The organism is Prevotella sp. P3-122 (assembly GCF_002251365.1).
In the GTDB taxonomy this organism is placed as follows: Bacteria; Bacteroidota; Bacteroidia; order Bacteroidales; family Bacteroidaceae; genus Prevotella.
In genome coordinates this window covers 39,623-53,052 of sequence record NZ_NPJH01000092.1, presented here as the reverse complement: position 1 = coordinate 53,052, position 13,430 = coordinate 39,623, and the positions used below count along the sequence as shown (strand labels likewise).

Sequence of the window (13,430 nt, the reverse complement as noted above, 5' to 3'; positions counted from 1 at the left end):
TTATCCTTTCCTTCTGTTAGATTCCAAGTTTCAATGTAAGTGTGAACTGCTTTGGCATTGGGTTGGCAACACCACCAGCGTTAAAGAACTCCGGATCCTGTCCGTTGAGTTTCTTGTCGGCATAGATAAGGAAGAGGTTTGTTGCCATGAGCTTCAGCGAAAGGTTCGACAGACGAAGCGGCTGGGTGATAGACTTCGGGAACTCGTAGGCCAGAGAAATCTCCTTCATGCGTATGAAGTCGCCCTTTGCCACACGCTCAGTGCTGTAGTTGTATGCCTGATAAGCTCTTGACAGAAATGCGATGTTGTTGAGCTGCTGCTTGCTGGCAATGACAGGAACATTTGTGAAATTCTCGTCACCCGGCTTCACCCAACGGTCCTTGAACTCCTTAGGAGTAGCAGTAAGGTCGCTGTATGAGCTTGAGAACACAGGGTCAAGGCGTACCACATTACCGAAAGAATAGGTGATGAAGAGGTTCAGCGTTACGCCCTTGTAACGGAACACATTGCCGAGCGAGCCGACATCTGTCGGGTCTACAGGGCCCTCATACTTCAGGAACTTCAGCCTTTCGGGATCGTACTCCTGCATATTGATACCAGTTACGCTGACGTTGCCGTCCTGGTCGAGGAATGTAGGCAGACCCTCGTTGTTGAGTCCCATAAAAGGAATAGAGAACAGGCTTCGCTGCGGATAGCCCGGCATGGTGAAACCAGAACCGGAAATATAGTCATACATTCTGTTGAGGGTGTTCAGCTCAGTCACCTCATTGTGCATGTGGCTGTATATAAGGTCGGTGGTCCATGTGAAGTCCTTGGTCTTGATGTTTACGGTATTCAATGCAATCTCGACACCGTTCGACTTCATCTTTGCGACGTTACCAAACTTTCTTGGCTCACCACCGGTACCCAGAGTATTGATTACACCGATAAGGTCGTAGTTGCGGCGGCTGTAGATATCGAATGTAAAGTTGATGCGGTTATTGAGGAAGCCTGCGTCGATACCGAAGTTCAGCTCGTGCTTCTTCTCGTATGTCAGCTCGTTATTGGCAAGCTGTGCTATATAGAGACTCGACTCATTGTCGCCGGCAGAGGGACGCCAAGGGTTCTCGGCCATGATTACCACACGTGAGTTCGTAACCGAACTTGGTCCACGGTCGGCAGTCAGCGAGTAGCTCAACTTGAACGTAAGGTTTGACAAGGCAGGCTGAAGCTTGTTGAACCAGCTCTCCTCGTGTACGTTCCATGCACCAGACACGTTCCATGTAGGCATCCAGCGTGCGCTGCGGCTCTTACCCATACGGTTGGTACCCTCATAACGGTATGTACCAGTGATGGAATAGCGGCGCTTCCAAGAGTAAGTTCCCACACCTACGAAGGCAGCGCTACGCTCGTGGGTATTGGCGAGACTATAGTAGTCGGCGCCCTGTTCCTGACTCTTCTTGAACACGGCATAAGCCCATGACGGTGTCTCACCCATAGAATACTGCATACCCCATCCACGGAACCATGTGCTGTGACGCTCCACAGAGTTGATTTCCATAGCACCATAGAGATTTACGATATGGTCCTCGTTGAAGACATCATTGTAGGCTGCCGATGCACGGAAGTCATAGCCGAACATGCGGTTGTCTGTTCTGTCGAGAATACCTCCATTGGGAAGGATGGTAACAGGCAGGGCATAGATATCGTCGGGGTCTGTATACAGATAGTTGTTGTTTTTGCGGATAGTAGAGTTGCCCATGGCACGGTAAGCCTGTGCCTGGTTGGAGTTGTCCTTTATGTTATGCTCGCTTGTTGTAGCGGCATACTTCACGGCACCGAGGGCAGTAAGCTCAACCTTTGTAATAGGCTTGTACGACAGCGATGCCTGCATACGGAAGTCAACTACGTTGAGGTCGATATAGTTGTTCTCCAGCTCATGGAAGATATTGAACGGAGAATAGTTACGGGTGTAAAAAGTATTTGGGTCGAGAGCACGCGAAGAGTTCAACGAATACGAATAAGGGTTGATATCGAACGCGCGGCTCACCTCACCGGTTACAGGGTTTGTGGTGGCACTGATAGTACCCGGTGCCTCCTGCTTACGATAAGAGGCGTTACCAATGATGCCGGCATTGAGCTTCTTGGAAAGCTTGTAGTTGGCATTGAAATTGGCGGTATATCGCTCTACGGCACTCTTGTTGTACCATCCCGGGTCGTACATGGCACTTACTGAGGCATAGTACTGTGCCTTTTCCGTACCGGCAGTGATACTAACGGAGTGGTTGTGCTGAATGGAGTTGGAGAACAGCTCACCAAACCAGTTTGTGTTGCGGTACTCAGCATCACGCAGGTATGCGGCACGGGCCTCATCGGTATTTGCAAGCCCGAACTGGCCTGTTGCGGGGTCGTAAGTGTTGAGAAGCTCATACATCTTGCCGTATACACCGCTGTTGGCAGCATTTGAAATCTCGGCAAAGTTGAGGAAGCCCTTCTGCTGCAACTCCTGATAGACACCCATCTGGTCCTGGGAGTTCATAATATTAAAGGTAGAATAGCTTGGTTTCAAACGCATGGTATACTCACCGGTATAGCTGATGCGTGCCTGTCCTGCCTTACCCTTCTTGGTGGTAACAACAATCACACCTGCCATGGCACGGGCACCATATACAGAAGTAGCGGAACCGTCCTTGAGGATTTCAAAACTCTCGATGTCATCGGAGTTAAGACCTGCAATGGCCGAGCTGATAAGGGTGTTGGCATCACCCGATGACAGCTGGTCGGCACTTACCTCAACAACGTCCTCCATGATGACTCCGTCGACTACCCATAGCGGCTTTGAGCTACCATAGATTGACGTGGCACCACGCACACGTATCTTCGGGGCCGTACCAAAGGTACCCGATACGTTCTGTACCGACACACCTGCCGCCTTACCCTCAAGCGAACGGCTGATGTCGGCAACACCATCGAGCTTTGCCGATGCAGCATCAATCTTCGACGTAGAGCCGGAGAACAGTCGCTTGTCTACTTTGACCATACCGGTTACCACAACCTCGTCAATGGTCTTTGAATCACTTTGCAACGTTACTACCATGTTGCTGGAACCCTTAACTTTTTGCGACACCATACCTATGTAGCTGATTTCCAACATAGGATTGGCACGATTGGATGAAAGGGTAAATTTACCTTCAACATCAGTAACGGTTCCAACCTTGGTTCCCTGTATCATAACAGACGCACCAATAACAGGCTCGCCGTCTTCAGCAGAGACTACCGTTCCAGAGATTTTGTTTTGGGCAAAGGCCATCCCCACAAAAAGGAACAGACTTGCCAAAATCACGCTTAGTCTTTTATTCATAATTTTATTATGATAGTTATAAAAATGTATAATCTTTTTCCTTGAACGGAGAGAATACAAACTTTAAAGTAATATAAGATGTTAACCTTTTAGGGCACAAAGTTATACTATTTTTATTAAATACACAAAATAAACAAGTTAAAAGTAGGTGTTTTATTACGAAATGCCCAAAAAACGCAACAAACTGCAAGAGTTAGGGCCTCAAAGCTCACAATTTCATTTTTTCCAGCATGTTACGCACATACTTCTTGAAGCCTTCATCACCTATTATCTGAATGTCAGAAAAAAGTCCGAGGACAAACCTTCCTATGCCCAGATAGCTCACCACATCTGTCGAGAACAGCCAATGGTTGTCGTCCTCCTGTGTAAAACACTTCTCCGACTGCGGGTATTCCTCAAGCATAAGGTTGTGGGACAACTGTCCCATACGCAGAGAGATATGATGGCGGGTATCGCCTGAAAAGAGAAATATATCGGTATATACCTGCTTATGGCAGTCGGCAAAAGCCCAGTCGGCATCGGTGATGACAACGCTGCCTATGCGCGAGAGCTTGAATGTCTTGTTGGTATGTGTCGACAGCTCGTAGCATCTGATGTCGGCCTGCTCATTGAGAAAGAGGAAAGGCTCGACGACACGTGTCGACACCGTCTTGCTGTGAGGCGAGGAATAGTCTTTCAGCAATACTATCTTACGCTGGCCGATAGCCTTATTGAGAATTTCAGCATGGGATGTAACACGTCTGCGTGTGGCGTCATCGACAAAACCCGAAAGGCCATAAAACCGCTCAAGCTTCCGCTTGACCGAATGTTGCAAAGGGCTCTTGTCGCCTGTTCCTGCGAGCAGGCTGAAAAGATAGCTCACCTCCTCAGAGGTAAAGTCTACCGAACGGGCGATATTCCTGAAGAATGGGGAATGAGGACCGATATAGTATTTTCCTCCAGGAGTGCGCACAAGCTCAAAACCGTAGTCGCGGAGAAAAGAGAAATAGTAATAAAGATTGCGGCGGGTAGTGCCCAGAACCTGACACAGCTCGTCGGCCGTATGACTGTCACCATCTATGAGCATGGCGAGCAAGTCGAGTTGCTTGGCATATTGCGAATGGCTCATTCCTTGAAATCAAAAAAAAGCTGGCCGTCGCCAAGCAGGTTATACGACTTGCGGTGATAGGGGCTAATGCCATGCTGTCGGATGCCCTCGCGGTGGGCCTTGGTGGGATAGCCCTTGTTGCTCTTCCAGTCGTAAAAGGGATATTCCTCTGCCAAGGCGTCCATATAGTCGTCACGATAGGTCTTGGCCAGAATACTTGCAGCTGCTATTGCCTGATATTTGCCGTCACCCTTGACAATGGTTGCATAGGGAAGGTTCTGATATGGCACGAAACGGTTGCCGTCGACGATGACAGCCTGCGGACGTACAGCCAGCTGGTCGAGAGCACGGTGCATGGCAAGGAAACTTGCACGGAGGATGTTGATACTGTCTATCTCCTCCGGTGTGACGATGCCAACAGCCCACGCCAGAGCATCACGCTCTATCTGCCTGCGCAACGCATTGCGGCGTGCCGCGGTGAGTTTCTTGGAATCGTTAAGGTCGGGATTGTCATAGCCTGGCGGCAATATCACTGCTGCCGCATATACGCTGCCAGCCAGACATCCACGGCCAGCCTCATCGCACCCAGCCTCTACAAGTCCGTCAAAATAATGTCCCTCAAGCATAATAACAGTTTTTTTAGGTTTTATATTTATCTGTCTATTCCACCTTATTAATATATAAAAGGCCGCTTATTGGCAGGTTTCTAAAGAGGAGGCTGATAGTTATAAGAGTTTTTAACATAATCAAGGATTGAGTGAAATGACGTTTCACCACAAGTCACTAACTTTGCACCCAGAACAAGAACAATAACACATAAAGTCAATACAATTATGGAAAAGAACATCCCTCTTTCAGCCAATGCCAACCTTGCAGCTACTGTCCTGAGCGTTATCAACATCTTGAAGGCTCCATTCTTCATGCTTCGTGACTACTATTCTGGAATAATAGGCAAAAAGCTCAGCAACGGTCAGACCTGGCAGCTAATAGAAGTTCAAGTGGCCTTCTTCCTTACGGTTTTTCCCGCAGAATGCAACTTGCTGGTACGTGTACTGCTCATGGTATGGTTCATAAACAGCATACTCCGACTGCGCAACAGCCTTTAGGCGGAATCATCAACGGCTGAGTTCTGGTTCAGAACATTCTACTCACTCTCCTCACTCCAGCAACAAGGCTGTCCACTTCCTCTACAGTGTTGTAGAGTGCGAAACTGGCCCTGACGGTGCCTGCGATTCCCAGCCTTGTCATAAGCGGTTCGGCACAGTGGTGCCCTGTGCGTACAGCTATTCCAAGCCTGTCGAGCAGCGTTCCCATGTCTAGATGGTGGATATCACCGACGAGGAAACTCACGACTGCATCCTTATGGCTTGAAGTCCCGAAGATACGCATACCTGGAATGGTCTGCAGCTGTTCCATGGCATAACGGGTAAGGTATTGCTCATGTGCGGCTATGTTGTCAAGTCCCAAGGCGGAGACATAGTCCAGTGCCTTGGCCAGCCCATGGGTAGCAACATAGTCTGGGGTGCCGGCTTCGAACTTGAAAGGCAGTTTCTCGAAAACAGTCTTCTCGAAGCTGACACTCTCTATCATTTCTCCTCCACCCTGATAAGGCGGCATCATGTCGAGCCACTTCTCCTTACCATACAGTACGCCCACGCCAGTAGGGCCGTACACCTTATGTCCACTGAAGGCAAAGAAGTCGCAGTCGAGTTCCTGAACATCAACCTTCATGTGCGGAGTGCTCTGCGCTCCGTCAACCATCACAGGCACGTTGTGCTCGTGTGCTATTCTGATAATCTCCTTTACGGGATTGACTGTACCGAGCACATTGCTGACCTGCGTAACGCTGACGATACGGGTTCTGTCATTAATAAGCTTCTCGAACTCATCAACAATAAGGTCTCCCTCGTCGGTCATTGGTATCACTCTGAGCGCAATGCCCTTCTTGGCGGCCTGCAATTGCCAAGGTACTATATTGGAATGATGCTCCATGACTGATACAATGACCTCGTCTCCCTCTTTCATGAACCTGTCACAGAAAGAGCTTGCCACAAGGTTAAGGCTTTCCGTTGTTCCACGGGTAAAGATTATCTCCTCTACCTTCGGGGCATTGATAAACTTCCTCACCGTCTCCCTCGAAGCCTCATGCAGGTCTGTGGCCTGCTGCGAGAGATAGTGTACGCCACGGTGTACATTGGCGTTGACATTGAGATACTCGTCACGCATGGCATCGAGCACGCAAAGGGGCTTCTGGGTAGTGGCACCGTTGTCGAGATATACCAGCGGCTTGCCATATACCTCCCTTGTCAATATCGGGAAGTCCTTTCTTACATTATCTATATCATACATAAAAACATCCTCCACCTTAAATCCTTACTTGCACAGCTTGCATCCCTCGCACTTGTTCAGCTCCCCACGGAAACGTTTCTCCACAAGGTAGTGCAGTCGCTCGCGCAACGGCTCAAGCTTCATCTGGTCGATAACCTCGTTGACGAAGGCAAACTCCAGCAGCAGCTTCGCCTCCTTCTCGCTGATACCCCTCTGCCGCATGTAGAACATGGCAGCGTCATTGAGCTGTCCCACTGTAGAGCCATGCGAGCACTTCACGTCATCGGCATATATCTCCAGCATAGGCTGGGTGAACATCCTTGCCTGGCGTGTGGTGCAGAGGTTCTGGTTGATCTCGTTCGACGTAGTCTTCTGTGCTCCATGACGTACGAGTATCTTTCCTGCGAAAGCACCAACGGCACTGTCGCCAAGCACATATTTATATAATTGGTGTGAGCAGCAATGTCCGGCCTGATGGTCTATAAGGGTATTGTTGTCAACATGCTGGCTCTTGTCAGCTATGACGCATCCATTGGCATAGCACTCTGCTCCCTCACCCTTGAATACCAGGTCAAGCCTGTTGCGGGTGACACCGTTGTGCAGTGTGATGACATTATGGTTGACGCGGCTGTTGGCCTGCTGCTCGATATATACATTGCTCACCCTGACACTCTTGTAGTGGGTTTCCTCAAGACAGTAGAGGTCGAGCGACGCATTCTCGCCCACATATGCCTCAATGACCTGTGTTGACAGAAAATTACGGTCGTCGGCAGCATGGTCACAGAACAGGAACTTTGCCTCAGCACCTTTCTCAAGAACTATGAGCACCCTGCGATTTACCATAAGGTCGACATCAGAGCGAAGGATATTTATGACCTGAATGGCCCTGTCGACAACAACATTTGCCGGAACATATACGAACAGGCCATCCTGTGCGAGCATGGTGTTAAGCGCCGTCACGCCGTCGTCACCGGTCTTTGCTATGCGGGAATAGTATTTTGCCACCAGCTCGGGACAGTCAGCAGCAACCTTTGCCAAAGAGCCAACGATAACCCCCTCGGGCAAGTGTCCCTTTGGCTCGGCCTTAGTGTAGAAGCTGTCGTTGACAACGAAGTATAGCGAAGTGCTCAGATTGGGCACGTCGCATCGGAACACATCGTATGGGTTTACAGGAATATCAAGCCTCTTCAAGTTCAATCCATAGTCAGGCTCGAACAGCTTCTGCATATCGGTATACTTGTAACGCTCGACCTTCTTGTCGGGCAGCCCCATAGCCACGAAGTCCTCATAAGCCTTGTCGCGCACGTCGTTCATGACTTGCGCCGAGTGAGCCTTGATGACGTCCTTGCACTGGCAGTATAGGTCTATGTATTGTCTCTCGCTATTCATCGACCTCAGCTTTAATCCAATCGTACCCCCTTGTCTCTATTTCCTTTGCAAGCTCCGGTCCTGCCGTCTTGACGATGCGTCCCTTGTAGAGCACATGCACAACGTCGGGCTTTATCATTTCGAGCAGTCGCTCGTAGTGAGTGATGACTATGGTCGATGTCTTGTCGGTATGCATGCGGTTGACACCGTCTGCGACAATGCGCATGGCATCAACGTCGAGGCCCGAGTCGGTCTCGTCGAGGATAGAGAGCTTTGGCTCAAGCATTGCCATCTGGAATATCTCGTTGCGTTTCTTCTCTCCTCCGCTAAAGCCCTCGTTGACAGACCTCCGGGCAAGCTTGCTGTCGAGTCCCACCAGCTCCCTCTTCTCGCGCATGAGCTTTATGAAGTCAGCAGCGTTGAGTGGCTCAAGCCCCTGATACTTCCGCTTCTCGTTGATGGCGGCTTTCATGAAGTTGGTCATCGACACACCCGGTATCTCCACAGGATACTGGAACGACAGGAACAGTCCCTCGTGAGCCCTGTCCTCCGGCTTCATCTGAAGCAAGTCCTTGCCATTGAAGATGGCCTCTCCTCCGGTGACGGTGTAGAGAGGATTACCTGTAAGTACGGCTGACAATGTGGACTTTCCAGATCCGTTTGGTCCCATAATGGCATGCACCTCGCCATCCCTGATGGTAAGGTTTATGCCCCTCAATATCTCTTTGTCTGCGATAGTCGCATGTAAGTTCTTTACCTCTAACATTGTGTGAACATATATTTGCGGCGTGTCATTTACGCCCAGATTATTACGTATTTGTCATCCCACAGTACCCTCAAGGCTGACGTTGAGCAGTTTCTGCGCCTCTACGGCAAACTCCATAGGCAGCTTGTTGAGCACATCCTTGGCATATCCGTTGACAATAAGTCCTACTGCCTGCTCGGTGGGTATGCCACGCTGGTTGCAGTAGAAGAGCTGGTCCTCGCTAATCTTGGATGTCGTTGCCTCATGCTCGAACACTGCCGTTTCATTGTGGGCGTCCATGTATGGGAAGGTGTGGGCACCACAGTCGCTGCCCAGCAGCAGCGAGTCGCAGGAGCTGTAGTTGCGTGCGTTGTCGGCATTGGCGGTAGCCCTGACAAGTCCACGATAAGAATTCTGGCTGTGTCCCGCCGAGATACCTTTCGATATGATAGTGCTGCGGGTGTTCTTGCCGATATGTATCATCTTTGTGCCCGTATCAGCCTGCTGCCAATGATTGGTGACTGCTACGGAATAGAACTCAGCCACGGAGTTGTCTCCACGCAGCACGCATGACGGATATTTCCATGTTATGGCCGACCCTGTCTCTACCTGCGTCCAAGACAGCTTGGAGTTTACTCCCCTGAGCTCGCCTCGCTTGGTGACGAGATTGAAAACACCTCCCTTTCCGTTCTCATCACCGGGATACCAGTTCTGCACGGTAGAGTACTTCACCTCGGCATTATCGTTGACTATAATCTCCACAATGGCGGCATGCAGCTGGTTCTCGTCACGCATCGGAGCCGTGCACCCCTCAAGATAGCTCACATAAGAGCTGTCATCGGCAATGATGAGGGTGCGCTCGAACTGTCCTGTGTTGCGCGCGTTTATTCGGAAGTAGCTGCTTAGCTCCATGGGGCATCTCACTCCCTTTGGAATATATACAAAGGAGCCGTCGCTGAACACGGCAGAGTTTAGTGCGGCATAGAAATTATCACGGTATGGCACCACCGTGCCAAGATACTTCCTAACTAATTCGGGATGTTCCTTTACTGCCTCACCGATACTGCAGAATATAACTCCCTTCTCCCGCAACTGCTCCTTAAACGTGGTCTTCACCGACACCGAGTCCATTATAGCATCGACGGCGGTGCCACTCAATGCGAGCCTTTCCTCGAGTGGTATGCCGAGCTTGTCGAAAGTTTTCTCCAATTCGGGGTCAATCTCCTTGTTTTTTGGTTTTTTAGCAAGAGGGTCGGCATAATATGAAATGGCCTGATAGTCAATGTCGGGCATCGTCAGATGTCCCCACGTAGGCTGCCTCAGGGTTTTCCAGTAATTGAAAGCCTTGAGCCGGAACTCGAGCATCCATTCGGGTTCTCCCTTCTTCTGTGAGATAAGCCTTACGACATCCTCATTGAGTCCCTTTTCTATAATATCTGTGTGGACGTTAGTGGTGAAGCCAAACTCATATTTCTGCTCGGCCACCTGTCTCACAAACTCGTTGTTTCCTGTTTCTGCCATAAACGTTTTATGATAAAGCATCCTCCGCCTCTCCTTGCCTCTGCGTCATGCTGATGTATGGCGCAGGTCTGCGACAAGGATGGGCAGAGGGCATAAAGTTGTGGTGCAGCGCAGCCTGACAGCTGCTACAGAGCCATTTACAGCTTCTGCTCCACCTCTATTTCCGTGAAGGTCTCGATGATGTCGCCTTCCTGAATGTCATTATAGTTGACGAGGCTCAAGCCACATTCCATACCCATGGCCACCTCCTTGACATCGTCCTTATATCTCTTCAGCGCACTGATGTCAGCTGTATGCACGACAATACCGTCGCGTACTACTCGTGCCCTGTCCTTGTTGTGTACCTTGCCCTCCATGACGAGACATCCGGCAACGGTACCAACCTTCGATATCTTGAACACCTGCCTTACCTCCACCTGTCCGGTGGTAATTTCCTTCTTCACCTTGTCGAGCATTCCTACCATTGCCGACTTTATGTCGTCGATGGCATCGTAGATGATAGAGTAGGTGTTGATTTCAACGCCCTCACGGTCGGCAAGTTTTCTGGCATCCGAAGACGGGCGTACCTGGAAGCCTACGATAATGGCATCCGATGCGCTGGCCAGCATGACATCGTTCTCTGAAATCTGGCCAACAGCCTTGCTGATGACGTTGACCTGTACCTTCTCTGTTGAGAGCTTGATGAACGAGTCGGACAAAGCCTCAATCGAACCGTCGGTATCACCCTTGACGATGATGTTGAGTTCCTTGAACGAGCCGAGCGCAATGCGGTGTGAGATATCGTCAAGAGACAGTCGCTTCTGTGTGCGCAGTCCCTGCTCACGCTGCAGCTGCTCGCGCTTGCCTGCAATCTCTCGTGCCTCCTGCTCAGTCTCCATAACGTGGAACGAGTCACCGGCCGTAGGAGCGCCGTTGAGTCCGAGAATGATACAAGGCTCAGCAGGTCCTGCCTGCTGTATGCGCTGGTTACGCTCGTTGAACATCGCCTTGATACGTCCCCAACTGGTACCGGCGATAACTATGTCACCCTGACGCAGGGTACCATTCGACACGAGCACCGTCGACACATAGCCTCGGCCCTTGTCGAGCGAGGACTCAATGATGGAGCCTGTTGCCTTGCGGTTAGGGTTAGCCTTCAGGTCGAGCATGTCTGCCTCAAGAAGCACCTTCTCAAGTAGGTCCTCGACACCGATACCCTTCTTAGCGCTTATCTCCTGACACTGGTACTTACCGCCCCACTCCTCTACAAGGAGGTTCATGTTGGCAAGGTCCTCACGTATCTTGTCGGGATTGGCTCCCGGCTTGTCTATCTTGTTGATGGCGAACACCATGGGCACGCCAGCAGCCTGGGCATGCGATATGGCCTCCTTGGTGGTAGGCATCACGGAGTCGTCGGCAGAGATGATGATGATGGCGATATCGGTAACCTGCGTACCGCGGGCACGCATGGCCGTGAACGCCTCATGTCCCGGAGTGTCGAGGAATGTAATCCTTCTTCCGTTCTCAAGTTTGACGTTGTATGCGCCGATATGCTGTGTGATGCCTCCGGCCTCTCCGGCGATGACGTTGGTGTTGCGTATGTGGTCGAGCAGCGAGGTCTTACCATGGTCGACGTGTCCCATGACAGTGACTATCGGCGCGCGTGGAACGAGATCTGACTCGTCATCCTCCTCCTCGCTTACTGCCTCCTGTACTTCCGCACTAACATACTCTGTCTTGAAACCAAACTCGTCAGCAACAAGGTTGATAGTCTCGGCATCGAGACGCTGGTTGATGGACACCATAATGCCTACCCCCATGAGTGTGCCGATTACCTGATTGACGCCTACATCCATCATTGACGCCAGCTCGCTAACGGTAACGAACTCGGTAAGCTTCAGCGTCTTGCTGTCCTTGCGCTCTGCCTTTGCCTCGGCATTGAGCTTCTCCTGCACGGCCTCGCGCTTCTCCTTGCGATACTTGGCTCCCTTCTTGTTCTGTGTCTGCTTCGAGGTGAGGCGTGCCAAGGTTTCCTTTACCTGCCTTGCTACATCCTCCTCATTAACCTCCAGCGGCTTCTGGTTGCGGTTGCGGTTTTTCTTCTTCTTTCCCTGTCCCTTCGCTGGGTTGGCTGCTGCGGAGCCAGGCTGTGCGGCTGCGGCAATATCCACGCGCTCCTTAATTCTGGCGCGCTTCTTTCTCTCACCGTTCTGCTGTGCTTTCTCCTCACGCTCCCTGCGCTTCTCCTCCTTCGATTTCTTCTTTGGGCGAGTGCTCTGGTTAAGGGCATCTAGGTCTATCTTTCCCAGGACGTTCACCTTCGGGGCATTGAGCATCTTCTTCTCGCTCTTGAGCTGGAACACCTTTGGTTGAGCCTGCTGTCCATTGTCCGTGGTAGCAGGTTTAGCCTGAGGTGCCGGATTGCTGTCGGCCTTAGCCTGCGGCGCCTCCTCCTTCTTTGGCTTGGCTTCCGCAACGGGCTTAGGCTTTGGTGCAGATACTTGCGCGGCAGGCTCAGCAGGCTTGCTGGCTTTCGCCTCCACGGGTTTCTCCACTGGTGCCTGTGCCGGCTTCTCCGGCTCAGCTACTGGAGCAGGCTTCGGAGCGGGCTCTTCCTTGGCCTGGCTGACGGCAGCAGCCTTTGGCTTCGGTTCTTCCTTAACTTCTGAAGCACCAGACGACTTTGCCACAGGCTTGCCAATGCTGTCGAGGTCAATCTTTCCCAATGGCTTGTACTGCTGCTGCGAGGACGACTCGAGCAGGCTCTCTGCCCGGTTGTCCTTAGCTTCCGGAGCACGTTTCTTGTCCTTAGTCTTTTTCTGGAGCAGTCTCTCCGCCTCGTTTCTCACGGCGGCATCCTGCTTGAACGCCTCAACGAGCGCAGAATACTGCGCATCGCTGATCTTCGATGTCAGTTCAAGCTTCTCCTCTCCAATATCGCTTCTTTTCTCAAGGAATTCAACTGCCGTTTGAAATCCTATGTTCAACTCACGTAATGCTTTATTCAATCTGATGCTCATCAATAATATTCCTTAATGTCCTTTTTCCTATTGTTATTTCCT

General features: G+C 50.9%; 9 protein-coding genes. 1 reads left to right on the top strand and 8 read right to left on the bottom strand.

Annotated elements, in window-relative coordinates; genetic code table 11:
• Window positions 1-16: 16 nt before the first annotated feature.
• From CIL02_RS15020 to CIL02_RS15010, 3 genes are all read right to left on the bottom strand, one after another.
• Window positions 17-3,340: a SusC/RagA family TonB-linked outer membrane protein gene (locus CIL02_RS15020; RefSeq protein ID WP_094402955.1), complete on the bottom strand. Its 3,324-nt coding sequence runs from the start codon at window positions 3,338-3,340 to the stop codon at window positions 17-19.
• Between the two features lie 208 nt (window positions 3,341-3,548).
• Window positions 3,549-4,448, bottom strand: a complete 900-nt coding sequence (locus tag CIL02_RS15015) for a YafY family protein (RefSeq protein ID WP_094402953.1) — start codon at window positions 4,446-4,448, stop codon at window positions 3,549-3,551.
• Window positions 4,445-5,053, bottom strand: a complete 609-nt coding sequence (locus CIL02_RS15010) for a ribonuclease HII (protein ID WP_094402951.1) — start codon at window positions 5,051-5,053, stop codon at window positions 4,445-4,447. The genes CIL02_RS15015 and CIL02_RS15010 overlap by 4 nt, the downstream gene beginning before the upstream one ends.
• Window positions 5,054-5,260: 207 nt before the next feature.
• Between CIL02_RS15010 and CIL02_RS15005 the strand changes: the two genes are divergently transcribed.
• Window positions 5,261-5,533, top strand: a complete 273-nt coding sequence (locus CIL02_RS15005) for a hypothetical protein (RefSeq protein WP_094402949.1) — start codon at window positions 5,261-5,263, stop codon at window positions 5,531-5,533.
• A gap of 28 nt (window positions 5,534-5,561) precedes the next feature.
• On the opposite strand, the gene CIL02_RS15000 is transcribed toward CIL02_RS15005, so the two are convergent.
• The 5 genes from CIL02_RS15000 to infB form a co-directional block, all read right to left on the bottom strand.
• Complete coding sequence (locus CIL02_RS15000; RefSeq protein WP_094402947.1) at window positions 5,562-6,776, bottom strand: aminotransferase class V-fold PLP-dependent enzyme; 1,215 nt, start codon at window positions 6,774-6,776, stop codon at window positions 5,562-5,564.
• Between the two features lie 24 nt (window positions 6,777-6,800).
• Window positions 6,801-8,144, bottom strand: coding sequence for a Fe-S cluster assembly protein SufD (gene sufD, locus CIL02_RS14995; RefSeq protein WP_094402946.1), 1,344 nt, complete (start codon window positions 8,142-8,144; stop codon window positions 6,801-6,803).
• Window positions 8,137-8,889: a Fe-S cluster assembly ATPase SufC gene (sufC, locus tag CIL02_RS14990; RefSeq protein WP_094402944.1), complete on the bottom strand. Its 753-nt coding sequence runs from the start codon at window positions 8,887-8,889 to the stop codon at window positions 8,137-8,139. Before sufC ends, sufD begins: the two co-directional genes overlap by 8 nt.
• A gap of 54 nt (window positions 8,890-8,943) precedes the next feature.
• Window positions 8,944-10,389 carry a Fe-S cluster assembly protein SufB gene (gene sufB, locus CIL02_RS14985; RefSeq protein ID WP_094402942.1) on the bottom strand — a complete coding sequence of 482 codons (1,446 nt, stop codon included), beginning with the start codon at window positions 10,387-10,389 and terminating at the stop codon, window positions 8,944-8,946.
• A gap of 137 nt (window positions 10,390-10,526) precedes the next feature.
• Complete coding sequence (gene infB / locus CIL02_RS14980; RefSeq protein ID WP_094402940.1) at window positions 10,527-13,388, bottom strand: translation initiation factor IF-2; 2,862 nt, start codon at window positions 13,386-13,388, stop codon at window positions 10,527-10,529.
• Window positions 13,389-13,430 lie beyond the last annotated feature (42 nt).